Genomic DNA, 24641 nt, shown 5'->3' with positions numbered 1-24641 from the left:
CCAGGCCGCGGGCGTCCGGGCGCATTCGACCGGGTCGCCGCGCGGCTAGTTCGAATGAGGCCTTGTCGTGCCGGCGTCCGCCGGCACGAATCCTTCAATGGGGGCGTGTTGCCGGGGCATGGCGATGTCTTCGGCCAGGCCGTCCTGCTCGATCGTGATCGCGCCGGGCAGCACATCGGACAGGATCACGCCCGGGACCAGCGTCTGGCCGACGTGATAGGCGCGCGGCGGCGCGCCGTTGATGGACAGCAGGGCGGCGCCGTCCCGGCCCGAGGCGATCAGGCCCACGATGGTCAGCCGCAGGCGTGCACTGCCGCCGCCGAACCAGCCGATGACGGAATCCACGCCATGGCCCTGCGTGTCGGCCGCGGCCAGCGCCGGCGGCACCGGCGCCGGGCGCGGCGCCAGCAGCAGGGCGCCCCACAGGCCGATGCCGGCCGCCAGCGCCAGGGCCGAGGCCGCCTGCAGGATGCCGGGGCCGCGCTGCACGAACCAGGGCGCGGCCTGTTGGAACGGAGCGCGCATTGACCTTCCTCCTTCGCCACAAGTAACATGATTTTTCCATCGAATGCCCGTGACTTCAAGTATCACGCCATGACCCAGACTCGCTCCCGTGTCCTGCGCCGACACCGTTACGCCCGCTTGCAACGGGGTTTTTCACTGATCGAGATCATGGTGGTCGTGGTCATCATGGGCGTCCTGGCCGCCCTGATCGTGCCCAACGTCATGGATCGCCCCGACCAGGCCCGCGTGATCGCGGCGCGGCAGGACATCGGCGCGATCATGCAGGCGCTCAAGCTCTATCGGCTGGACCATGGACGCTATCCCTCCAGCGAGCAAGGCCTCGCCGCGCTGCTGGGCGACGCGCAAGGCCAGGGCACGCGCTATATGGACCGGCTGCCCAATGATCCCTGGGGCACCCCCTATCAATACCTGAATCCGGGCGTGCATGGCGAGATCGATGTGTTTTCCCTGGGGGCCGATCGGCAAGCCGGGGGCGAGGGCTTCGATGCGGACGTCGGCTCCTGGGGGGACTAGGGCGTCGACAGGCCCTGGGACCCAGGCAGGCTTCAGCCTGCTCGAAATGATGGTGGTGTTGCTGATCATCGGGATCGCCACCGGCCTGGCCAGTGTGGCGGCCTTCGGCCATGAGGGCGAGCGCGCGCTGCGACACGAGGCACAGCGCCTGGCGCGCTTGTTCGCCCTGGCCCAGGTCGAGGCGCGCGCGGGCGGCCAGCCCATTGTCTGGACGTACGATGCGCAAGGCTATGGCTTTGCGCGCCTGCCCGGCTCCCTGGTCCTGTCGCCGCGCCTGGCGGCGCGCGCGCGGGCGCAACAGCCGCCCTTGTCCCAGGCGAACACGGCCTTGCGGCGGCGCGATTGGCCGGACGGGGCGGCCATCGAGGTGCACATTCCCTCAGGCACGGACCTTGTGTTCGATACCGAATGGGTTCATGCGCCCTTTCAGGTCGAGCTGCGCTCAGGGGCGTACGGGGCACGCATCGCCCGCCTGGACGACGGCCATTTCGTGGTGCGGCCATGAGCGCCCGGCGGCGGGCCGGCGGCTTCACCCTGGTCGAGGTCCTGGTGGCCCTGGCCATCGTCGCCGTCGCCTTGGCGGCATCGATCCGCGCTTTGGGGATCGGTACCAACGGTGTGCGCAACCTGCAGGAACGCAGCCTGGCCTTGCAGGCCGCCGGCAATCTGCTGGCCGAGATGCGGCTGCAGGGCGCTTTTCCGTCCGTGGGCCGCCACAGCCAGCCGTGCCCCCAGGGGGGCATGCCCCTGTTGTGCGAGCAGTGGGTGCAAGCCACGCCGAATTTGCGCTTTCGCCGGGTCAGCGTCAGCGTGCGCATGGCGAACGGCCCTGTGCTGGCCCGGATCGACGGGCTGGCCTCCAGCCTGCAATGAGCCGCCCGCACCGCCCGCAGGGCTTCACCCTGATCGAAGTGCTGGTGGCCTTGACGCTGCTGGCCTTGCTCAGTCTGATCTCGTGGCGCGGCCTGGACGCCATGCAGCAGGGCGGCGAACGCCTGGACGCCCGGGCCCAGGACACCCTGTCCATCGTCCATGCGCTCTCGCAGCTGGAGCGCGACGTGCTGCTGCATGCGGGCGCCGATGTGCTGCCGCCCGCCGCGCCGCCGCCCGCCGGCCTGGCCTCCAGCGCGCAGGACCATCCCGGGCTGGCATTGCCGGGCATCGCCTGGTCGCCGGATACGGGTCTGCGGATCCTGCGCGCGGCGGGCGAGGGACGCTGGCAGGCCTTGCATTGGTATCTGAAGGACGGTGTGCTGTACCGCGCCGCGGGCCCGGCCGGCTTCGCGGTCGCGCCGGCCGAGGCGCGGGCGCCGGTGCCGGTGGTCGAGCGTGTGGCCGATTGGACGGTCCGGTTCTGGCGCCCCGGCCTGGGCTGGGTGGCGGCCGGCCAGACGCAGGGCATTCCTTCCACGGCCGACGCCTATACCGGGGTCGAGATCACCATTCGTCGCCAGGGCGCGGACGAGGTCATGCCTTACCGCAAGGTCGTGGTGCTGGGATGAGGCGGCGGCGCGTGTCTTCGGTCCCCGGGTCGCAGCGCGGCGTGGCGATCGTCGCCGCGCTGCTGGTCGTCATCGCCGCCGCCGCGATGGCGACCGCCTTGATCGAGCGCCAGGGCGTGCTGGCGGCTGAACTGACCATGCAACGCGACCGCGCGCAGGCCGCCTGGGCCCTGCGCGGCGCGTTGGACTGGTCGCGCGTGGTGCTGCGCATGGATGCGGAACGCAGCGCAACCACGCGGCTCGACGGCCTCTGGTCGCATCCCGTGATCGACCTGCCCGTGGGTCCGGCCGAGGATCCGGGCCGCATCCTGCTGTCCGGGCAGATCGAAGACGAACAGGGCAAGTTCAACCTGACCAGCCTGTCGCACAAAGGCCGCATCGACCCGCAGGCCTTGCATGGGCTGGAACAATTGCTGCAGTGGCTGCGGCTGGAACCGGCGCTGGCGGCCACGGTGGCCCAGCGGGTGGCCCAGAGCCAGGCCGCCGAGGATCGGCCGCCGCTGGCGCTGGCGCTGCGCGCGGTGGAGGACCTGGCCGCCCTGGAGGGCTTCACGCCCGAGCATGTCCGCGTGCTGCAGCCTTATCTGACGGTCTTGCCCGATGCCTCGCAGATCAATGTCAACACCAGCTCGCCCGAGGTGCTCGCCATGGCGATCGAGGGGGTGGATCTGGCGGCTGCCCGCGCGCTGCTGCGCGAGCGGGACCGCGGACTATGGTTTACCAACCGCGGGGATTTCATCAACCGGCTGCGGCGCAGCGGCGCGGACGGCGGCCAGCGGGTGGTGGTGCGCAGCCAGTGGTTCCGGGTGGCCGGCGAAGCGCGGGTCGGTGCTACCATAGTCGCCTTGCGGGCATTGCTGCATCGCGACGAACAAGGGCAATCCAGCGTGCGCTGGATCGCTTATCCATAAAGATCATGAGACAAGAACTGCGGCTGGCCTTGCCTTCTTTGCCCGAGCTGGACCCGGACGGCGTCGTGGCGTTCGCGCTGATCGGCCGCGATGGGCAATTGCTGCGCGGCGGCGAACTGCCGCTGCGTTCGCTGGGCGCGCTGTACCCGCGCATACCGGTGGTCGGCATTTTGCGCGATACGGATGCGATCAGTGCCCGGGTCACGGTGCCGCCGGTCGGGGCCGCCCGTCTGCGCGCCGCGGTTTTGAGCAGTGTGGAGCCCATGGCGCTGTCCGAGCTCGACGAACTGGTCGTGGCGCACGGTCCGCGCGCCGACGATGGCTCGGTCCAGGTCGCCTGGGCCGCGCGCGACGCCTTGCGAGCCGCCTGGATGGCGCTGGCCGGCGTGGGCCTGCGCGTCGACGCGCTGTTGCCGCAGGCCCTGGCCGTCCGGGCCGAGGACGATCCAGACGTTCCGCTGTCGCTGCCCGTGGGGCCGAGGTGGCTGGCGCCCCTGCCGCGCTGGTCCCTGGCCGAGGAAGGCCTGCGTCCGGCCAGCGGCCTGGGGGCCTGGCGTCGCCCGCTGGCATGGACGGGCCTGGCATGCGCGGTGTGGCTGTTGGGCCTGAATGCGTACGCGGCCCGGCTGGATGCCCGGATGCGGCACTTGCAGGATTCGATGCAGGCCGCGGTGGCGCAGGCCTTTCCGCAGATTCCGGTCATCATCGATCCCTTGCGCCAGGCCATGCAGGAACGCGATGCCCGCCGGCAGGCCTTTGGCGGTTCGGGTCAGGATGATTTCATGCCGCTGGCACGGGCCGCGGCGCAGGTGCTGGGTTTTGCGCAGGGCCATGTGCGTTCGGTGGCGTACCGCCAAGGCACGCTCAGCCTCGTCCTGGCCGAGGGCTACGTGCCGCCGGCCAACGAGGCGGCGCTGGCGCAGGCGGCCTCGGTGCAGCAGATCCACATCGAGAAAGACCCCGTGCAGCCCCATGTCTGGCATGCCCGGCGGACCACGCCGGCCGCCGCACCGGGGGCCCGATGAGTCCGCGCGACCGGATGGCGCAGGGCGTGGCGCGCTGGCGCAACGGAATCGACGCCGTCTCCGTCCGGTGCGCCGCCCTGTGGGCGGCGCGCAGCCAGCGGGAAAAGCGCCTGCTGCTGGCGATGGCGGCAGTGCTGCTGGCGGCGGTGCTTTGGGCGCTGGCCCTGTCGCCCGCGCTGCGCACGATCGAGCGCGCCCAAGCCGGCTTGCCGGGCCTGCAGGCGCGTGCGGCGCAGCTCGATGCCGTGATACGCGAAGCCCAGGCGCTGGGCCAGGTGCGGCGCGGACAGCTGTCGGCCGCCGAGGCGGGCGAGGCGCTGGCCGCGAGCTTGCGCGGCGCCGGCCTGGATGCCGGCCTGGCGGCGCAGGGACCGGGCGCCGACAGCGATGCCGTTGCGCAGTGGCGTATCCGGTTCGACGACGCACCGGCCGCGCAAGTCCTGGAATGGCTGGCGGGGCTGCCCGACATCGCGTCCCTGCGCGTGCTCGAGCTCGATCTGGGGCGCAGCCTGGTTGCGGGGCGCGAACGCCCCGGCCGGCTCAGCGGCGAAATCCTGCTGGTCCTGGCGGAGGCTGCGTGAGGCCCGCGGCGCGCATCCTCGCGGCCGTGCTGCTGCTGTGCGTGGCGGCGGGCGCGGCCCTGTGGGTGCTGCCCGCGCGCTGGGTCATGGCCTGGATTCCGGCAAATTCCCCGGTCGTGGTGGTCGATGCCAGCGGTTCCATCTGGGCGGCCAAGGCGCAATTGGCGGTGGGCGTGCCGGGCTTGCGGCGCACCGTGCCCGGCCTGGCGCAATGGCGGCTGCAGTTCGATCCGGCACCTGTGCTGGTGGTGCAGCACGCCTGGCTGCGCGGTCCCGTGGCGCTGTCCGCCACCTGGCGCGGCGTGCGCTTGACGGGACAGTCCCTGCAGTTGCCCGCCTCCGTGCTGACGACGTTGCATCCCCTGTTCAATACGCTCGATCCGGGTGGGGCGCTCTCGATCGAATGGCCGGACCTGCTGCTGCGCGGCGGCGGGGCCGTGCCGGCGCAAGGCGGCTCGCGCCTGCTGACGGCGCGCTGGCAGCAGGCATCCTCGTCGCTCAGCCGCATCCGCCCCTTTGGCGACTATACGCTCGCCGCCGACCAGGTTGACGAGGGCGCGCTGCAGTTCACGGTCCAGACCGAGCGCGGTCCCCTGTTGATCGAGGGCCGCGGCCGGCTGCCTCGCGGCGGCCGGCTGAGCTTCGACGGGCGGGCGCGCGCGGATGCCTCGTCGGGGCCCGATGTGCGCGCGGCCTTGCGCGGGGTGCTCGACGTGCTGGGCCCGGGTGCCGGCGAGACCGGCGAGGTCGCCTTGCGGCTGCGTTGATGTCATGAAGCCGCATTTGGGGCAGCCCTGCATTGTGCCGATCAGGCTATCCGTGGTTTGATGGCAAAGATTTGCATTTGTATCCTGATTTTTAACTGTCGATGAAGATGAGCCCAGCCCCTGTCGTCCAACCCCGTGTCCGCGTCCGCATGTGCCGGCGGCTGGCCCTGCCGCTGCTCGCCGTGCTGCTGGCGGGCTGCGCCGTCCCCCAGGCCACGCAGGATCGCGAATCCCCGATCACGGTTTTCACGGCTGTGGGTTCCGAGGCGCCGCAGGCCGCCGAGCGCTATACGCCCTCGGCGCCCGCACCCGCTGCGCGGCCGCGCAATCTGCCGCCCATCCCGGAGCGCCCCGCGCATGCCACGCCGGAATCCGCCTCGGCGGCATCGGCGGGCCCGCGCACCATGCTGAACTTCAACGAGGCCGAACTGCACGGCGTGGTGCGCGCGCTGGCGCAGTTCACCGGCCGTAATTTCGTGGTCGATCCGCGCGTCAAGGGCCAGCTCACCCTGGTGTCGGATACGCCCGTCGACAAGGATACCGCCTACGCCATGCTGTTGGCGGCCCTGCGCATGCAGGGCTTCGCCGTGGTCGACGTCGACGGCGTCAATCGCGTCGTGCCCGAGGCCGACGCCAAGACGCAAGGCGGCGCGGTCGTGGGCGCGGCCGGCCCGGACGCATCGGGGGAACTCGTTACCCGCGTGTTTTCCCTGCATTACGAAAACGCCGGCGATCTGGTGCCCGTCCTGCGGCCCATGGTGACCCCCAACAATACGATCGTCGCCGAGGCCGGCAGCAACACGCTGGTCATCACCGACTATGCGGACAATATCGAGCGGGTGGCCCAGGTCATCGCGCGCATCGATACGCCGATGGCGGTCAACACCGACGTGATTCCGATCGAGTACGGGGTCGCCCTGGACGTCGCCGCGCTGGCGCAGCAGCTCCTGTCGGAAGGCGGGACGGCGGCGGCCGGCAGGGCGGGGCGCCAGTCGGTCGTCGTCGTGGCCGATCCGCGCAGCAACACGGTGCTGGTGCGCGCCAGCACCCCCGAACGCCTGCGCCTGGCGCGCGACCTGATCCTGCGCATCGATACGCCCGAATCCCGCGCCGGCAACCTCCACGTCGTCTACTTGCGCAACGCCCAGGCCACGCACCTGGCCGAGGTGTTGCGCGGCGCGCTCTCCGGGCGCGGCGGCGGCACGGGAACGGGGGGGACGGAGTCCAGCCTGGGCGGCGGGACCTCACCCTTTTCGCAGACGGGCGGACGCACCGGCAGCGGCGCCATGGCGGGCCTGTCGGGCGGCACGGGGCGGGATGCCGGCCAGTCGAATCTGATCACGCCGGCCATGATGGACAGTGTCGGCCTGTCCTCGTCGTCGGTGGCCTTCACGGCGGGCGGGGCGACCGTCCAGGCCGATCCCACCACCAATACGCTGATCATCTCGGCGCCCGATCCGCTCTACCGCAGCTTGCGCGAAGTCATCGACATGCTCGACCAGCGCCGCGCCCAGGTGCTGATCGAAAGCCTGATCGTCGAGGTCAATGCCGACAAGGCGGCCGAATTCGGCCTGCAGTGGTCCGCCGGCGGCAACAGCCTGGCCGATGGCGGCACGGCGTTCTTCGGCGGCGCCAATCTCGGCGGTTCGGGGTTGGGCACGGCGGTCGTCAACCCCACCACCACCATCGATGCGCTGGGGGCGGGACTCAGCGCCGGCATGGTGCGCGGCACCGTGAACGTGCTGGGCACCGAACTGGTCAACCTGGGGGTGCTGGCGCGCGCCATGCAGCAGCAGGGCGGCGTGAACGTGCTGTCGACCCCGAACCTCATGACGCTCGACAACGAGGAAGCCAGCATCATCGTGGGCAGCACCGTACCCTTCGTCACCGGCAGCTACACCACCTCGGGGGACGGCGCCAGCAATCCCTTCCAGACGGTACAGCGCGAGGACGTCGGCCTGACGCTGCGCATCCGGCCGCAGATCTCCGAGGGCGGCACGGTCAAGCTTTCGCTGTACCAGGAGGTCAGCAGCCTCGATCGGGCGGCGTCCACCGAAAACCGCATCATCACGCGCAAGCGGGCGCTCGAGACCAAGGTGCTGGTGGACGACGGCCAGATCATCATCCTGGGCGGCCTGCTGGAGGACATCATCGATGACAGCACCAGCCAGGTCCCCTTGCTGGGCGACATCCCCGTGCTGGGCAATCTCTTCAAGTATCAAAAACGCACGCATTCCAAGACCAACCTGATGCTCTTCCTGCGCCCGCACATCGTGCGCACGGCCCAGGATGGGGCGCGCCTGACGCTGGATCGCTACAACTACATGCGCGCCGCACAGCTCGACATGCCTGTGTCCTCGTCCTGGCTGATGCCCGGCTCCACGGGAACCAGCCTGCCGCCGATACGGCGCGATCCGGCCAGCGGCCTGCTGGATTTGCGCCGTCCGTCGCAGGATCCCGGCGCAGCGGCGCCGGCCACGCCGCAGGCCGTCCCCACGCCGGGCGAGGCGTCGGAGGCGCACTGATGGCGCGCCTGCCGTATGCGTGGGCGCGCAGCCATCGCGCGCTGATCCAGGCCGGCACGGCCGGGCCGTCGCTGACGGTGTCCGAGCGCACCCCGGCCTGGGCGCTGGCCGAGATCCGGCGCCGTTACGGCAGCCTGCCGCAGCGCCGCGTGCCCGATGCCGAACTGGACACGCTGCTGGCGGCCGCTTACGCGCGCACGGATGACGCGGCCTCGGTGGTGGACGCCGCCGCCAGCGAGGTCGACCTGGACCGGCTGATGCAGGACATGCCGGAAATCGAGGACCTGCTCGACACCAGCGACGATGCGCCCATCATCCGCATGATCAACGCGCTGTTCACCCAGGCGGTGCGCGACCAGGCCAGCGACATCCATCTCGAGGCCTTCGAGACCCATTCGGTCGTGCGCTACCGGGTGGACGGCACCTTGCGCGACATCGTCAGCCCGCGCCGCGCGCTGCACAACGCCCTGGTGTCCCGCATCAAGATCATGGCCAGCCTCGATATCGCGGAAAAGCGCATGCCGCAGGATGGCCGCATCGCCCTGCGCGTGGGCGGCCGCGCCATTGACGTGCGGGTGTCCACGCTGCCCACCGGCCATGGCGAGCGCGTGGTGCTGCGCCTGCTCGACAAGGAGGCCGGCCGGCTGGAACTCGGACGCCTGGGCATGGCGCCCGACGTGCTGCAGGGCCTGGATGCCCTGATCCACCTGCCGCACGGCATCGTGCTGGTGACCGGGCCCACCGGCAGCGGCAAGACCACCACCCTGTATGCCGCCCTGGGCCGGCTGGATGCGGGCACCACCAACATCCTCACCGTCGAGGATCCCATCGAATACGATCTGCCCGGCATTGGCCAGACACAGATCAATGCCCGCATCGACCTCAGCTTCGCCTCGGCCCTGCGGGCCATCCTGCGCCAGGATCCGGACGTCATCATGGTGGGCGAGATCCGCGACCTCGAAACGGCCGAGATCGCGGTGCAGGCCTCGCTGACCGGCCACCTCGTCCTGGCCACCCTGCACACCAACGATGCGGTGTCGGCGGTGACGCGGCTCATCGACATGGGGGTCGAGCCCTTCCTGCTCGCCTCGACGCTGCGCGGCGTGCTGGCGCAGCGTCTGGTACGCAAACTGTGCACGCATTGCCGGGTGCCGCAGGCGGACGGCACGGCGGCGTGGAATCCCGCGGGCTGCGCGGCCTGCAGCCATACGGGCTATAGCGGCCGCACGGGGGTGCACGAGCTTTTCGTGCTGGATGACGGGCTGCGGACGCTGATCCACGAGGGCGAGGGCGAGCAGGCCTTGCGCACCGCCGCGCGCCGCGCGGGCATGCGCTCCCTGTACGACGACGCGCAGCGCTGGGTGGTCCAGGGCGTCAGCTCGCTCGAGGAAGTCCTGCGCGTCACGCGCGAGCAATGAGTCGATAGGACCAGGCCATGCCTACCTACCAGTACGAAGCCCTGGACGCCGGCGGCCGCAGCGAGCGCGGCATGCTGGACGCCGACAGCGAACGCGGCGCGCGCCAGGCGCTGCGCGCGCGCGGGTTGCTGCCGCTGTCGGTGTCCGAGGCGCGCGGCCGCGGCCGCCAGGCCTGGATGGCCCGGGCCCGCATCAGCGACGCCGACCTGGGCTGGCTCACGCGCCAGCTCGCCAGCCTGTTGTCGGCCAGCCTGCCGCTGGAGGCCGCGCTGCGGGCCACGTTCGAGCAGGCCGAGCGCCGCCACGTGGCGCGGGTGCTGGCCCAGGTGCGCGACGATGTCCGCGCCGGGCTGCGGTTCGGCCAGGCGCTGGCCGCCCATCCGCGCGACTTTCCCGAGATCTATACGGCCCTGGTCGATGCCGGCGAACAGTCCGGCGACCTGGCGCAGGTGCTCGAGCGCCTGGCCGACTACATCGAGAGCCGCAGCGCATTGCGCAACAAGGTGCTGACCGCCTTCATCTATCCCGGCATGGTCACCCTGGTGTCCATCGGCATTGTGATTTTCCTGCTCAGCTATGTGGTGCCGCAGGTGGTCGGCGCCTTTTCACAGGCGCACCAGGCGCTGCCCCTGCTCACCCGCATGATGCTGGCGGCCAGCGATTTCGCCCGCCATTGGGGGCTGGCCACCCTGGCCGGGATGGCGGTGCTGTTCATCCTGTGGCGGCTGCACCTGCGCCGGCCCGCGGCGCGCCTGGCCTGGCATGCCCGGGTGCTGCGCCTGCCGGTGTTCGGGCGCTACGCGCTGGGGGTGGACGTGGCCCGCTTTTCGGCGACGCTGGCGATCCTGACGGCCAGCAGCGTGCCCCTGCTGACCGCCCTCGAGGCGTCGCGCCGCACCCTGGGCAACCGGCGGCTGCAAGCCGCCGTGGCCGATGCCACCAACCGCGTGCGCGAAGGCAGTCCGCTGGCCCGGGCCTTGCTGGCGCAGCAGATCTTCCCGCCGCTGTTGATCCATCTGATCGGCAGCGGCGAGCGCACCGGCGAACTGCCCGCCATGCTGTCGCGCGCGGCGACCGTGATGTCCACCGACCTCGAGCGTCGCGCCATGACGATGACGGCGATCCTCGAACCCCTGATGATCCTCATCATGGGCGGCATCGTGCTGGTGATCGTGCTGGCCGTGATGATGCCCATCATCGAAATCAATCAACTGGTGCTGTAGGCCGCTATTGCGGCGCCGGCCCTGGGCGTGCCATGCGGGCGGCCCGGCATCCGGCCAAAGACCCATTGACTTATACAGTAACACCAGCAACACTTTGAATACATATCGGTTACACATGCAAAGGAGCCCCATGCGACGACTCGCCCTACTGCCCATCAGCCTGCTGATACTGGCTGGTTGCGACGGCAGCGGTTCTTCCTCGTCTCCGCAGGCCGCGGCCACTTGCCCAGAGACCGGCCCCCACGCCTGCAAGGCGGGCGAAACCGAGCCGCTCTACACCTTCCAGTGGGCCTTGAACCACGTCGCCAGCTTTTTCAGCGGCACGCCCGACGTATCGGACGGCGGCCTAGACCTGAACGTCGAACCCGTCCATCGCCAAGGCATCAAGGGCCAGGGCGTGAACGTGCTGGTGCTGGATTCGGGCGTCGATTTCCGCAACGAGGACCTGGCGCCGAACGCCGATCCCAGCCTGTCCCGCAATCTGCTCACGCAGACGTCCGATCCCTTTCCCTCTGAAACCGAGCTCAAGGCCCCCGAAAGCGCCCACGGCACGGCGGTGTCCGGGACCATCCTGGCGGCCCAGAACGGCCAGGGCGTCATGGGCATCGCGCCGCGGGCGTCGCTGGGCGCCGCCAACCTGCTCGATGCCGCCGTGGTCGCGATCGCGGATGCCGCCACCCTGTTCGAGGCCTATGGCGGCGGCGACTGGTCCAGCAAGGCGCACGTCATCAATGCGTCCTATGGCAAAGGCATTTACGCTGAACCCTACGAGCAAGGCACCGCGATCGATACCGCGGCGATACGATCCCTGAAAGGCCTGCGCGCCCAGAAGGGCATCGTCTTCGTCAAGTCGGCGGGCAACTATTTCGGCAGTTTCAACCTTGGCGGACTGGGATTCCGCTGTATGCCGGTCGGGCAGGCCCGGTCCCCTTGCGTCAATCCCGCCAACGACATCGAAATGCTCGAACCCAACGTCATCGCGGTGGCGGCGCTCAATGCGCGCGGGCAACGCAGCAGCTACAGCAGCGCCGGGCCGGTGGTGTGGATCACCGGCATGGGCGGCGAATCCGGCAGGGGCGGCGTCTATGGCGAGGGCAACGGCCCCGTGGACGGGCCGACGATCTTCACCACGGACATCAGCGGCTGCTCGCTCGGTTTCAGCCAGTACGAGGCAAACCTGGACCCCGCGCGGTACATCGTGACCGACTTCATGGTGGGCAAGTCCAGCCGCAACGGCGTGCCCGACAATCCCAACTGCGACTATACGTACATGAACGGCACCTCGTCGGCCGCGCCGACGATTTCAGGCGTGGTTGCCCTGGTGCTCAGCGCGAATCCGGATTTGTCGTGGCGCGACGTGCGCGACATCCTGCGCCTGTCGGCGCGCAAGGTCGATATCGGCTACCCCGATCGCAGTCCGGCCCTGGGCGAACCCGCCTACGGCGCGCTGTTCGATTTGACGGACCACAGCTTCGCGGCGCCGGGCGCGGCGGACGATATCGTGGCGGGCGCGACCGCGGTGCCGCTGAACCTGGGCTGGCAGACAAACGGCGCCGGCCTGGAATATTCCGACTGGTACGGCTTCGGCGTGCCCGATACGCAACGGGCGGTCGCGCTGGCCCAGGAATACGCCCGCGACCCGGCCCTGGGGCGTGGCCACGATGTGCGTTTCGAGCCCTTCAAGGAAGTCGCCTTCTGGCACAAGGACACGCCGCGCGCCGCGCCGCAGCCGGGCGATGATAGGTTCAAGGACGTCGGCTTTCCTTATCAAACAGTCACCCAGATTGCGACGTTCCCGGGCGGCGACGGGGTGGCCGACGAGTTCCAGGTGCGCCTCAGCCAGCAGAACGTCTGCCTGGGTTCCGTGGGGATCGCCGTGCGCTCGCCGGCGGGCACGGTGTCCCTGCTGAAGCAGCCCCTCGATCATTTCGCGCTGATCAGCTCCAGCTATTCCAACGCCCAGCATTACACCGTGGGCAGCTACGCCTTTTATGGCGAGCCCGCCGCCGGCGACTGGCAGATCCTGGCGGTCGCGTCGAACCCCGACACGCCGCCTGCCGACCCGGCGTTGTGCTCAGCTTTGGACGGTGGCGGTGATCCACGCGCATTCCAGTTCCTCGCCGAGGCCCGTATCATCAAGCAATGAAACGACTCTGGGGTCTCGCAGCCATCAACCATACGGGCGACATGATTCGCAGAATTGCGGGCTTGCGGGCTCCATCAACCGACGGAAGACTTGCAATGAACATCCATCGCAGCATGAAACGATACGGCATGGGCCTGCCGCTGGCGCTGGCTTTGGCCGGCTGCGACGGCAGTTCCACGCAAAGCGCAGGCGCGCCACAACCGGCCTGCCCCGAGACCGGCCTCTATGCCTGCAAAACGGGCGAGGGCGAGCCTCTATATACCTTTCAGTGGGCTCTGAACTATGCCGCCAGCTTCTTTCGCGCATACCCCGAGACGTTCGGCGGCGGCCTGGACCTGAACGTCGAGCCTGTGCATCGGCAGGGCATCAAGGGCCAGGGCGTGAATGTGCTGGTGCTGGATTCGGGCACCGACTTCAAGAACGAGGACCTGGCGCCGAATGCCGACTACGGCATGTCGTGGAATTTCGTGACGCAGACGTCCGACCCCTATCCCATCAATCCCGAGGATCCGGAGCAATCCCACGGAACCAACGTGGCCGGCATGATCGCCGCGGCCCAGAACGGCAAGGGCGTGATGGGTATCGCTCCCAGGGCAGTCCTGGGCGCGGCCAATCTGATCGAGCCGCCGGTGTCCGACGATCCGTCAAACATTTTCCTGGCCTATGGCGGCGCCGACTGGTCGCGCAAGGCCCACGTCATCAACGCCTCGTATGGCAAGAGCGATGCACTCGAGGCCTATGACACCAAGGGCGGGAAGGTCGACACCTACGCCGTGCGAGGCCTGAAGAACCTGCGCGACGGCAAGGGTGTGGTCTTCGTCAAGGCGGCGGGCAACGACTTCGCCAAGCATCGGGTGTGCCGGATCGATGACGCCCAATTCCATACCTGCGAGAATCCCGCCAATGACGTCGAGGCGCTCGAGTCCAATACGATCATGGTGGCGGCGCTGAACGCCCGTGGCCAGCGCAGCAGCTACAGCAGTGCGGGCCCAGTCATGTGGATCACCGGCATGGGCGGGGAGGGTGGCAAGCTGGGCGTTTATGGCGAGGGCGGCACCGATGTCGCCGATGGCCCCACCCTATTTACCACCGACGTGGCGGGTTGTGACCGGGGTGCCAGTCAGCACAAGGCCACCCTGCCTGAGGACGAGATCGACACCGATTTCATGGTCGGGGTATCCAGCCGCAATGGGGTGCCCGACAACCCCAATTGCGACTATGCCTACATGAACGGCACCTCGTCGGCCGCGCCGACAATCGTCGGCGTAGTGGCCCTGATGCTCAGTGCGAATCCGGATCTGTCGTGGCGCGACGTGCGCGACATCCTGCGCCTGTCGGCGCGCAAGGTCGACGCCGATTACCAGGACCGCAGTCCGGCGCCGGGCAAGGCCGCCTATGGTGCGCGGCTCGACTTGGTGACGAACGCCATGACGGCCGACCAGGGCAGCGCCGCAGACTTCAAGGATGGCAGCACGGCCGCACCCCTGAACCTGGGCTGGCAGCGCAATGGCGCCGGACTGGAGTATTCCGACTGGTATGGCTTCGGCGTGCCCGATGCCCAGCGCGCCGTGGCCCTGGCGCGGGAATACGCCCGCGATCCGGCACGCAGCCGCCTCGGCGACGTGCGGATTCCCGGCAAGTTCACGGGCGTCATGTTCTGGCGGAACAATCTGGCGCCGGCCCCCGATGGGACACCGGACGCCGATCTTCCGGCTTTTCCTTACAGGAAGGTCGCGACCATCGGCACGCTCGAAGGCGGCGAGGGCGTGGTCGACGCCTTTCAGGTGCGTCTGACGGGCGAGGGCGTCTGCCTGGGCGCCGTGGGGATCGCGGTGCGTTCCCCGGCGGGGACGGTGTCCCTGTTGAGGCTGCCGAACGATCAGGTGGTGGAACTGGGCCTGCCGGCCGCCGATTTCCGCAACTATGGGCTGGCCAGCTTCGCCTTTTATGGCGAAGCCGCGGCGGGCGCCTGGGAAATTCTGGCGTTTTCGGTTGACCCGGATAAGCAGGATCCTCCGGTTGGCGATCCGAAGAATCCGCCGCCACCGGACAAATGCGTACCGGGGGCGGGGTTCTCCCTGCTGACCGAGGCCCGTATCATCACGCAATGAAACCGGGGGTGGCCAGGGCGGGTGAAACCTGCTCGGCCCGCCCCGCCTGACGCGCTTGCATCTTCATCAAACGACGCACTGACGAAAGGAACTCACATGAACATTCATCAACAAATGATCCGCTTCGGGGGTAGCCTGGCCCTGGCGCTGGGCCTGGGTGTGGCGGCGCCGGCCGGCGCCTACGAACTGGGCCAGAAGCTCACGGCCGACGAGATCGCGCAATTGGGCGAACTGCCCAGCGCCACCATCGATGGCACGGAATTGCGGGTGCTGCCGGGCGTGCCCGAGGGCGGCCAGGGCACGTTCCTGCTCAATGCGCAGGGCGCGGTGGGCATCAGCCGTCACGAGGTGATGGTGGCCGATGCCGACGAGGCCGATCTGGACGTGCAGTTGCGCATGGTGCAGCCGCAGCCGGTGTCGGTGCGGCGCTTTGCGCCCACGGGCATCACGCTGGTGAAATTCGCCGACTTTTCGCAAAGCGTGGAGGGCTACGAGGCGCTGAGCCAGGCGCTGCCGCAGGCGACGGTGCGCCTGTCCGTGGTCTTTGGCCGCAAGACGCCGCGTTAAGGAACAGCACATCATGCTCCATGCCCGACTCCTGATCGCACTCCCCCTGGCTTCGCTGCTGCTGGCCGGCTGCGACGGGGGCGGCTCCACGCAGACCGCCGCCGCGCCGTCGGCGTGCCCCGAGACCGGTGCCTACGCCTGCAGGACGGGGGATAGCGAACCCCTCTATACCTATCAGTGGGCGTTGAACTACGCCGCCAGCTTCTTCACGGGTTTTCCGGCCACGGCCAGCGGCGGCGTCGACCTGAATGTCGAACCCGTGCATCGCCAGGGCATCAAGGGCCAGGGCGTGCGCGTGCTGGTGCTCGATGGCGGCACCGACCTGCACAACGAAGACCTGCTGCCCAATACCGATTTCGGCATGTCGCGCAACCTGGCGGACGGCAGCGACAATCCCTATCCAACGGAGGATCCGAACGATGCCCATGGCACGGCGGTGGCGGGCATCATCGCCGCGGCGCAGAATGGCAAGGGCGTGATGGGCATGGCGCCCCGGGCGACGCTGGGCGCCGCCAATTATGTCGAGCAAGAGGACAAGGTGTTCGAATCCTACGGCGGCGAGCCCTGGTCCGCCCAGGCTCATGTGTTCAACGCGTCCTATGGCGAGGACGAGGGCGTCCTGCCCTATGAGGCGGGCGTGGGCGGGCAGGGCCCCCTCCTCGTGCGCAGCATGAAGGCCTTGCGCAATGGGCGCGGGGCGATCTTCGTCAAGGCCGCCGGCAATGCGTTCGAGGGGGAGGCCTGCCGTTACCTGAATGCGGACAAGTCCCAGGCGCCATACCATTATCCCTGCACCAACCCCGCCAACGATCCCGAGACGCTCGAACCCAACACCATCACGGTGGCTGCGCTCAACGCCCTGGGGATGCGCAGCAGCTACAGCAGCGCCGGGCCGGTCGTGTGGATCACGGGCATGGGCGGCGAGTACGGCAACAGCGGCGATTATGGGGAAGGGGCGGTCAACAACGATGGCCCCACCCTGTTCAGCACCGACCTGCGCGGCTGTGCCGTCGGCTACAGCCGTACAACCGCCAACACGTCCTTCAATCGCGGCCAGACCACGCGCAACGGTCAGCCCGAAAACCCGGCTTGCGACTATACCTACATGAACGGCACCTCGGCGGCCGCGCCGTCCATCAGCGGCGTGGTGGCCCTCATGCTCAGCGCCAATTCCGATCTGTCCTGGCGCGACGTGCGTGACATCCTGCGCCTGTCGGCGCGCAAGGTCGATGCGGACTACCCGGCCCGCGTGCCGCTGCGCAGCACCCAGCCCTACGGCACGATGCTGGACCTGTCCACCACCAAGCCGGTTGCCGACAATGAGCAGGGCGGGCCCGACCGTCTCGTGGATGGTGCCACGCGGGCCCCCATCAATCTGGGCTGGCAGCGCAATGGCGCGGGCCTGGACTATTCCGACTGGTACGGCTTTGGCGTGCCGGACGTACAAAAGGCGGTGGCGTTGGCGCAGGATTATGGCCGCAATCCGCAACGCAGCCGCCAGATCGACGTGAACATCCCGCCGTTCGAGGAATTCGCTCGCTGGCAGCGCGACCCTTTCGCGCCCCAGCCCGTGCCAGAGGGCGGGCGCGTAGGGGCCTTCCCCTACGAGCACGTGACCTTGATCCGCGAGCTGCCCGGCCCCGACCGGATCGTCGATCAATTCCAGCTGCGCATGAGCGGGGAGGGCGTCTGTCTGGGTTCGCTGGGCATCGCCGTGCGCTCGCCGGCCGGCACGGTCTCGATCCTGAAGTCGCCCGCCGACCACTTCGCGGGCCTGAAAACCGGGCCGATCACCGAGTTCGCAAACTATGCGCTGGGCAGCTATGCCTTCTATGGGGAATCGGCCGCGGGCCCCTGGCAGATTTTCGCCATCGGGGGTAATCCCGACTTGCCGGTGTCGGTGAGGGAGATCGTCGGTGGGGTCGCTAAGGAAACGATCATGCCCAGCTGCCACTCTCTGGACGAGCCGAGTGTGCCAAGAAACTTCAACCTGCGCTTCGAGGCCCGGCTGATCACGCAATAACCATGGCTTCGGACTCGCCCACGGGATTCCAGGAGGACCGGGTCATCGCCAATGGGTTCGACGGCCAACCGCCGCCCCGGCGCGTCTGGGCCGCAGTGGCTGCATTGTGCGCGGCCTTCCTGGTCCTGGCCGCGCTGGGCGACGAGGCTCGCACGGCCTTGCGTTTCGATCGGGCCGCCCTGGCGCAGGGCCAGTGGTGGCGGCTGCTGAGCGCGCATCTCGTGCATCTGGGGTGGGCGCATGCCCTGTTGAATGTCATCGGCGTGGTGCTGTGCGGCCTGCTGGCGCCGGCGGTGTTCGGTCGCGGATTGGGGGCGCGCCTGGTGCTGCTGGGCCTGGGGGTGGGCCTGGCCTTGTGGCTGGCATCGCCCGGTGTGCCGGATTATGCGGGATTCTCCGGTGTGCTGTACGGCTTGTTCGCCTGGGGCCTGCTGCCGCAGCTGCGTGCCGGCGACCGGATTGCCGGCTGGGTGCTGGCCGGGATCGCGGGCTGGATGCTGTGGCAATGGATTCAGGGGCCGGCGGTCTCCGAGGAACTCCTGATCGGCGGGCACATCGTCGGCATCGCCCACGTGTATGGGTTTTGCGGGGGCATCGTGGGATGGGGCGCCTGCGCGCTGGCGGCGCGGCGCCGCCGGGGTCGCTGAACGCGGCGACCGCCTCAGAGCTGCGGGCCCAGCAGGGCCCAGGCGCCGGCCAGGGCCAGCCACGGCCCGAAGACCAGGTGTTGCCCGGCCCCGGCGCGGCCGGTCGCGCGCAGCCACACGGCAAAGCACAATCCGCCCAGAGACGCCGACAACAGGATCCCGGGCAGGGCCTGCCAGCCCAGCCAGGCGCCCAACGCGGCGGTCAGCTTGAAGTCGCCGTAGCCCATGCCCTCGCGCCCGGTCAGGCGTAGGAACACCAGATACAGCGTCCACAGGCACAGGTAGCCGGCGACGGCGCCCAGCACGGCATCGGGCAGGAAGGCAAAGGTATCGTCCAGGTTCACCAGCAGGCCCGCCCACAGCAGGGGCAGCGTCAGGCCGTCGGGCAGCAGGCCCGTGCGGCCATCGATCCAGGCCAGCGTCCACAGGACCAGCACGCAGCCCGTGGCCGCGAGGGCCGCCGGGGTGGCGCCGAAGCACCCGCCGCAGGCGGCCGCTAGCGCCAGGGCGCCCGTCCACCAAATCGCCAGGATGCGGCGGCGGCCGGGCCCTGCGCCGGGCAGCACGGAGCCGGCCTCCAGCGCCTCGGCTAGGCGGTGGGCGGCATGCAGCAAGACGCCGCCCAAGGGCAGGGCGAGGCCCATGCACAAGGCGATGCCGAACCAGCGTTCAGGATGCCAGGGCATCCACATTCCCATTGTCATGTCGTGTTCCCGGCGATGGGTGTCGGGCGCATTCCGGTGCGCCGCGCCATTGTGCCATGCGCCCGGCAGGATCGGTCAGGCGTATATGCCGACATCCTGCCGGGCGGATAGAGGGATTCAGCGGCTTTTCGAGGCCATGATGAAGTCGATGGCGGCCAGTTCGCGCAGGGCCTCGCGGGCCGCCTCCTGACAGGCCTTGTGCCGGTGCTCGTCGTCGGCCGCCGCGGGACCGGCCAGGGCCTGGCGGGCGGCGCGCAGGACGAGCTGCCAGGCCTGGAGGGCCAGCTTGGGTTCCCAGGCGGCCAGTTGGCGCTGGCGGCATTCCTCGGCCAGGTGGGATACCAGGGGCACGAGGTCCGCGTCGCCCGGCATGCCGAGGAACAATTCGGCCAGCGCCAGGCGGGCCTGGAAGCGTTCGCGCCCGCTCCAGGTGGATTCGATCAGCGCCTGATAGCATTGCATGGCCTCGTCCTGCCGGCCGGCGTCCAGGGCCTCGAGGGCTTGCTGGCGCACGCGGCTGAATCGGTCGGCGGGGCCTGCGCCGCCCTGGCTTTCCGCCTTGCAGTTCTCCAGCCATTGCAGGGTGGCGTCGTCGGCGAACGGCGTGCCGTCGGAAAAGGCCAGGCGTTCGATGCCCGGCAGCCGCTTGACGAAGGCCAGGGCGTTCTGGACGACGGCCTGGCGCATGGCGGCGCCGGGTTCGCCCAGCATGCCGTAGCCGCGGGCGGATTCACGGTCCAGGTCCAGCCAGTAGGGAAAGGTCGCGATGCGCGATTCGCAGAACTCGATCAGGCCGTCGGCGTTGCCGCTGCTGGCGATGGTGGCGAAGGCATCGGAGATGGCCACGGGCGGCGGGATGAAGGGTGTGACGCCTTGTTGCGCGGGCGGCGGGCTGATCAGGGCGCCACGCGCGGCAAAGCGCCCCATTTCGATGGACAGGGGATTGAACCGGTCCAGGGTGCGCAGCGCGTTGGTGATCTGGCCGATGTAGCCGAGGGCGGGCGACAGTGCGCCGATCACGGCATCCAGGCTATCGAGCGCGTCGGCGGCCGGCGCTGCCGCGCTGAATGCCTGGGGTGAGGGGCCAGCGGCCGGCGCGGTGCGCGCCGCTGCGGGGGCGGCGGGTGCGGCCGTCGAGCCGGCACCCGCGGCGCCGTCCTGGGGCGCGGCCGCCTCGGCGGCCGGGGCCGCTTCCGGCGCCTCGGCCGCGACCGGCGCGATGACCTCCAGCCGGCGGATCTGCTGGACGAAGGCGCCCAGGGGCGGCGATTCGGGATCGAGTTCGGCCAGCCGGGCGTCCAGGGATTCGGCGGCGGCCACCATGGCCTGGTAGGTTTCCTCGCGCAGCGGCGGGATGTCCTTGTTTTCGAACCAATTGGTGGTGCGCTCGGTCCACCAGTTCAGGGCGTTGCGGCGGCCGCGCAAGCGCTTGAGCGGCGGGTATGCCGTGTCCCAATACCGGCTGACCAGGCCCTCCTGGAGCTGCAGGCCGGCGCCCAGGCCCTCGATGCCGTAGCGCTCGGTCCAGGCCGCCGCCACCCAGGCGGCGATCATGAAATCCTTGCCGTGGGCGGAAAACAAGCGGGCGCCCAGGGTCTCGACCTTTTGCCAGTCGACCTGCCCCGAGCTGGTGGGGCTGGTCATTTTCTCGATTTCGGCCGCGACGGCCTCGTAGTCCTCGGTGTCGCGGATGTCGGTGCCGCCGGGCGCGGCCTCCGAGACGGGTTCCAGCAGGGGTGCAACGTCGATGATCATGCCATGGGGGGAAGTGGGTTCGCAGGGGCGGGCATCAGCCCATGGCGACGAGGCTGACGTCCTCGGGTTCGCCGCCGGGCAGGGTCCCGATGGCCAGTGTATCGGGTTCCCCGTCCAGACGGACATAATAGCTGTGGTCGGGGGCGATGGCATTGCGCAGGCCCCAGGCCTGGAACGCCTGGCCGCCGGCCTCGAATTGCAGGCCCTGGAGCTCGTATTCGTTGACGGTACGTTCCGGCATGCCGCCGGCCGGACCGACGGCATGGAAATCGATCCGCGCATCGTTGCCGGCGATGCCGACCAGGGCGCCCGGGGCCGTGCCGCCGGGCGCGGGATGGGTTTCCAGCCAGATGCCCAGGCGTTCGTGCGCGTGCAGGGCCAGCCGGGCCGGCCAGGACGGCGCGATCGGTGCATGGGCGCGCGCCACGACTTTGGCCTGCCAGCGCGTGCCATCGAGGCGGCTCCAGTCGCCCAGCACCGCGTGGCCGGCGGCCGGCTCGCCGTCGGACGCCTCGCCCGTCACCAGCGTGAAGCCGTTGACGGCGCGGCCCAGCCGCGTCTGGAGGGCCAGGCGAAACAGCGCGAGGCCGCGCCGCACGGCGGCCTCGGCTTGCCGTGCCGGCGATCCGATCACGAGGACGACGGCCGCGCCCGCATCGGCGGCCTCCTGGGCCGATCCCAGCCAGGCTTTGTCCTCGGCGGGCCAGCGCTGGCCCTTGACCGCGAGGCCATACGGGCCGAGCTGCCCGGCGGCCAGCCGGGCGGCCGTGTCATCCTCGTCCAGGTTGATGAACCATGCGCACTTGTCCGCCATGCCCGCCCCTATTCGAAACTGGCCGTGAACTGGCCGTGCTCGTCGACCCCCAGGCGTGCGCGACTGAGCGCGTCGGCGTCGGACATGCGCGCCAGCAGGGTATTCGACAGCAGGGGCAGGATGGTGCCCTTGAGGATGAAGTCGATGTTGCGCGCGCCGGTCTCGACCTCGGTGCAGCGCTGGGCGATCGCATCGATCGCCTCGTCGGCGACCTCGAGGGCGATCTTGTTGTTGCGCTGCATGCGCTGGGCGAGCTTGCGCAGCTTGAGTCGCACGATGCCATGCAGCGCGTCGCCCTTCAGCGTCATGAAGGGGACGATGGTCATGCGCGCGAGCAGCGCCGGCTTGAAGTGATTGGACAGGATCGGCCGGATGGCGGCCTGGATGGCCTCCATCGGCGGGGGCTCGTCCCCCGCGCACAGCTCGGTGATCACGTCTAGGCCCAGGTTGGAGGTCAGGAACACCACGGTATTGCGGAAATTGATCTCGCGGCCCTCGCCGTCGGACAGCACACCCTTGTCGAAGACCTGGTAGAACAGATTCACCACGTCGAGGTGGGCTTTCTCGACCTCGTCGAGCAGGACCACCGAGTAAGGGCGTTGGCGCACCGCCTCGGTGAGCACGCCGCCCTCGCCGTAGCCGACGTAGCCCGGGGGCGAACCCACCAGGCGGCTGACGGTGTGCTTTTCCTGGAACTCGCTCATGTTGATAGTGACCATCGATTGCTCGCCGCCGAACATGGTGTCGGCCACGGACAGCGCGGTCTCGGTCTTGCCCGTGCCCGAGGGGCCGACCAGCAGGAAGATGCCCATGGGCTGGTCGGGATCGCGCAGCCCCGAACGCGCGGACTTGAGGACCTCGGCGATGTGGGACAGCGCGTAGTCCTGGCCTTTGATCCGGGCGCCGAGGGTGTCCTCTAGGGCCAGGGCGGCCGCGGCCTGGTCGCGCATCATCTTGCCCAGCGGGATGCCGGTGCGGTCGGACACGACCTTGGCGACGGTGTCGGGCGAGACGTCGATGAAAATGAACTTGTCCTGCGCCTGCAGCGTGTCGAGGGCCTGCTCGGCCTCGGCCAGTTCCGCCTCGATGGCCGCCAGGTCGCGCGCCGCGGCCGGCGCGGCCTGGGCGGCGCCCTCTGCCGGCGCCTGGTCTGCGGTGGGCGCTGTCTCGTCGGCCGGCGCCGGGGACGCCGCGCCGTCGCGCGCCTGGGCACGCTCGGCCCGCAGGGCGAGGATGCGCTGGGCCGCGTCGTATTGCGCCTGGAAGCGGTTGCGGCGCTCGTCCAGTTCCGCCTGGGTGCTGGCGGCGAGCGCGTCGATCTCGTCGAGGCGCGCGGCATCGGTGGGCACGCGGTTCTCGATGTCGCGCAGCAGGCCGCGCTTTTCGCGCTCGAGCATCTGCAGGGTGCGCTCGCGATCCTCGATGAAGTCGGGCTTGGAGGACAGGTTGACCTTGATGCGCGCGCAGGCCGTGTCGAGCAGGTCGATCGCCTTGTCGGGCAGCTGGCGGCCGGTGATGTAGCGGTTGGACAGTTCGGCCGCCGCCACCAGGGCGTCCTCGCGGATGATGACCTTGTGGACCTGCTCGTAGCGTTCCTTGAGGCCGCGCAGGATCTGCACCGCCATGTCCACGGTGGGTTCGTCGAGCTTGACGAGTTCGAAGCGGCGCGCCAGCGCCGGGTCTTTTTCGAAGTATTTTTTGTACTCGCTCCAGGTGGTGGCGGCGATGGTGCGCAGCTCGCCGCGCGCCAGGGCGGGCTTGAGCAGATTGGCGGCGTCGCTGGTGCCGGCCGCGCCGCCCGCGCCGATCAGCGTGTGCGCCTCGTCGATGAACAGGATGATGGGGGTGGGCGAGGCCTTGATCTCGTTGATCACGCCGCGCAGGCGGTTTTCGAATTCGCCCTTGACGCCGGCGCCCGCCTCGAGGGCGCCCATGTCCAGGCCGAGGATGGTGACGTCCTTGAGAAGCTCGGGCACGTCGCCCTCGGCCACGCGCACGGCCAGGCCCTCTATCACGGCGGTCTTGCCCACGCCGGGGTCGCCGACGCAGATGGGGTTGTTTTTGCGGCGCCGCGCCAGGATGTCGACCATCTGGCGGATCTCGGGGTCGCGCCCGAACACCGGGTCGATGCGGCCCTCGCGCGCCTTGGCCGTGAAATCCTCGCAGAATCGCTGGATGGCCGAGCCCGCGCGGCCCTCGGGTGCGCCGGCCGCGGCGGGTGCGCCGCCCGGGCCGGCCGCGACGGCCTCCTCGGATTCCCGCGACGTGGCGGCGACGACGCCCAGCAGCTCGACCGTGCGGTTCTTGTCGAGTTCGGCGAGCAGTTCGGAATAGGTGCCGCTGGCGTAAAAGGATGCGCGAGCGACGAAGGCCGCCAGCAAGGCGCCGGAGCGGATGGAGCCTTCGTAGAGGTCGACCGAGGCGATCATCCACGCGTCGGCGAACAACTCGGGCAGCAGCGGTGAAAACTGGGGGCGGCCGGCGTTGCCGGTCTTGAAGGTCTCGATGGATTGCTCGAGGGCGCGCTGCACGCGTCCCGGATCGATGCCGGCCTGCTTGAGGATGAGCTGCGTGTCGCAGCGCGGATCATCGATCAGGCGCACCAGCATGTGCTCGATGGTGATCTCGTAGTGCGTGCGGTTCAGGCAGATGCCCGCCGCGTTTTCCAGCGCATCGCGACAAGTGGGGTTCAGTCTGCTGACCAGCGACTTGAACTCGACGATTTGCATGCTCGCCCCCGGAGGTGGTTGAGTCATATCGGGGGGTGGCTCGAGCTCTTGCGTGATGGGGCCCGGTCACTCGCCCGCGGAAAGACGGTGTTGCGGCGCCAACCGCCCGCCGGGAACGCAGGCGGTGTGCGATGGCGGGCGGCAGGGTGTGGCGA

The 24641-nt window shown here is 69.5% G+C and carries 21 protein-coding genes; 16 read left to right on the top strand and 5 right to left on the bottom strand.

Translation table 11 applies throughout. From position 1 onward, the window contains the following. Positions 1-45: 45 nt before the first annotated feature. On the bottom strand, positions 46-525 hold the full coding sequence (locus tag OOZ48_RS09680; protein ID WP_269497647.1) for a hypothetical protein: 480 nt from the start codon (positions 523-525) through the stop codon (positions 46-48). 69 nt (positions 526-594) lie between these two features. On the opposite strand from OOZ48_RS09680, the gene gspG reads away from it, so the two are divergent. From gspG to rrtA, 16 genes are all read left to right on the top strand, one after another. Then, positions 595-1038: a type II secretion system major pseudopilin GspG gene (gene gspG / locus OOZ48_RS09675; protein WP_269497644.1), complete on the top strand. Its 444-nt coding sequence runs from the start codon at positions 595-597 to the stop codon at positions 1036-1038. Beyond that, the gene (gene gspH, locus OOZ48_RS09670; RefSeq protein ID WP_332108272.1) at positions 950-1543 is read left to right on the top strand and encodes a type II secretion system minor pseudopilin GspH; all 594 of its coding nucleotides are present in this window, start codon (positions 950-952) and stop codon (positions 1541-1543) included. The genes gspG and gspH overlap by 89 nt, the downstream gene beginning before the upstream one ends. After that, the gene (gspI, locus tag OOZ48_RS09665) at positions 1540-1911 is read left to right on the top strand and encodes a type II secretion system minor pseudopilin GspI (RefSeq protein WP_269497639.1); all 372 of its coding nucleotides are present in this window, start codon (positions 1540-1542) and stop codon (positions 1909-1911) included. Before gspH ends, gspI begins: the two co-directional genes overlap by 4 nt. Then, on the top strand, positions 1908-2540 hold the full coding sequence (locus tag OOZ48_RS09660; RefSeq protein WP_269497636.1) for a PulJ/GspJ family protein: 633 nt from the start codon (positions 1908-1910) through the stop codon (positions 2538-2540). Before gspI ends, OOZ48_RS09660 begins: the two co-directional genes overlap by 4 nt. An 11-nt stretch (positions 2541-2551) precedes the next feature. Next, on the top strand, positions 2552-3451 hold the full coding sequence (gspK, locus tag OOZ48_RS09655; RefSeq protein WP_269497633.1) for a type II secretion system minor pseudopilin GspK: 900 nt from the start codon (positions 2552-2554) through the stop codon (positions 3449-3451). A gap of 5 nt (positions 3452-3456) precedes the next feature. Then, complete coding sequence (locus tag OOZ48_RS09650; protein ID WP_269497630.1) at positions 3457-4476, top strand: GspL/Epsl periplasmic domain-containing protein; 1020 nt, start codon at positions 3457-3459, stop codon at positions 4474-4476. Continuing rightward, the gene (gspM, locus tag OOZ48_RS09645) at positions 4473-5057 is read left to right on the top strand and encodes a type II secretion system protein GspM (RefSeq protein WP_269497626.1); all 585 of its coding nucleotides are present in this window, start codon (positions 4473-4475) and stop codon (positions 5055-5057) included. Before OOZ48_RS09650 ends, gspM begins: the two co-directional genes overlap by 4 nt. After that, on the top strand, positions 5054-5824 hold the full coding sequence (gene gspN, locus OOZ48_RS09640) for a type II secretion system protein N (RefSeq protein WP_269497623.1): 771 nt from the start codon (positions 5054-5056) through the stop codon (positions 5822-5824). Before gspM ends, gspN begins: the two co-directional genes overlap by 4 nt. A gap of 107 nt (positions 5825-5931) precedes the next feature. After that, positions 5932-8349, top strand: a complete 2418-nt coding sequence (gspD, locus tag OOZ48_RS09635; protein WP_269497620.1) for a type II secretion system secretin GspD — start codon at positions 5932-5934, stop codon at positions 8347-8349. Then, complete coding sequence (gspE, locus tag OOZ48_RS09630; RefSeq protein WP_269497617.1) at positions 8349-9767, top strand: type II secretion system ATPase GspE; 1419 nt, start codon at positions 8349-8351, stop codon at positions 9765-9767. The genes gspD and gspE overlap by 1 nt, the downstream gene beginning before the upstream one ends. A 17-nt stretch (positions 9768-9784) precedes the next feature. Continuing rightward, a complete protein-coding gene (gene gspF / locus OOZ48_RS09625; protein WP_269497614.1) occupies positions 9785-10990 on the top strand; it encodes a type II secretion system inner membrane protein GspF in 1206 nt (401 codons plus the stop codon). Between the two features lie 130 nt (positions 10991-11120). Continuing rightward, positions 11121-13136 (top strand): S8 family serine peptidase, encoded by a 2016-nt coding sequence (locus OOZ48_RS09620; RefSeq protein ID WP_269497611.1) that lies wholly within the window; start codon positions 11121-11123, stop codon positions 13134-13136. 95 nt (positions 13137-13231) lie between these two features. Beyond that, positions 13232-15247 carry a S8 family serine peptidase gene (locus OOZ48_RS09615; RefSeq protein WP_269497608.1) on the top strand — a complete coding sequence of 672 codons (2016 nt, stop codon included), beginning with the start codon at positions 13232-13234 and terminating at the stop codon, positions 15245-15247. 96 nt (positions 15248-15343) lie between these two features. Further along, positions 15344-15814, top strand: coding sequence for a hypothetical protein (locus OOZ48_RS09610; protein ID WP_269497605.1), 471 nt, complete (start codon positions 15344-15346; stop codon positions 15812-15814). A gap of 13 nt (positions 15815-15827) precedes the next feature. Further along, positions 15828-17837, top strand: coding sequence for a S8 family serine peptidase (locus tag OOZ48_RS09605; RefSeq protein ID WP_269497602.1), 2010 nt, complete (start codon positions 15828-15830; stop codon positions 17835-17837). 2 nt (positions 17838-17839) lie between these two features. Continuing rightward, on the top strand, positions 17840-18484 hold the full coding sequence (gene rrtA, locus OOZ48_RS09600) for a rhombosortase (protein WP_269497599.1): 645 nt from the start codon (positions 17840-17842) through the stop codon (positions 18482-18484). A gap of 14 nt (positions 18485-18498) precedes the next feature. Here the strand turns inward: rrtA and OOZ48_RS09595 are convergent, their stop codons facing one another. The 4 genes from OOZ48_RS09595 to tssH are packed head-to-tail and all read right to left on the bottom strand — an operon-like array spanning position 18499 to position 24486. Further along, positions 18499-19260 (bottom strand): prepilin peptidase, encoded by a 762-nt coding sequence (locus tag OOZ48_RS09595; RefSeq protein ID WP_442867569.1) that lies wholly within the window; start codon positions 19258-19260, stop codon positions 18499-18501. A 45-nt stretch (positions 19261-19305) separates the two neighbouring features. Further along, complete coding sequence (gene tssA, locus OOZ48_RS09590) at positions 19306-20943, bottom strand: type VI secretion system protein TssA (protein WP_269497593.1); 1638 nt, start codon at positions 20941-20943, stop codon at positions 19306-19308. Between the two features lie 34 nt (positions 20944-20977). Then, on the bottom strand, positions 20978-21757 hold the full coding sequence (locus tag OOZ48_RS09585; protein ID WP_269497591.1) for a hypothetical protein: 780 nt from the start codon (positions 21755-21757) through the stop codon (positions 20978-20980). A gap of 8 nt (positions 21758-21765) precedes the next feature. Then, complete coding sequence (gene tssH / locus OOZ48_RS09580; RefSeq protein WP_269497589.1) at positions 21766-24486, bottom strand: type VI secretion system ATPase TssH; 2721 nt, start codon at positions 24484-24486, stop codon at positions 21766-21768. Positions 24487-24641: the final 155 nt, after the last annotated feature.

Source organism: Castellaniella sp. S9 (assembly GCF_027257175.1).
Lineage (GTDB): Bacteria > Pseudomonadota > Gammaproteobacteria > Burkholderiales > Burkholderiaceae_B > Castellaniella.
Note: the sequence above shows the minus strand (reverse complement) of the source record. Positions and strands in the feature narration are given on the sequence as shown.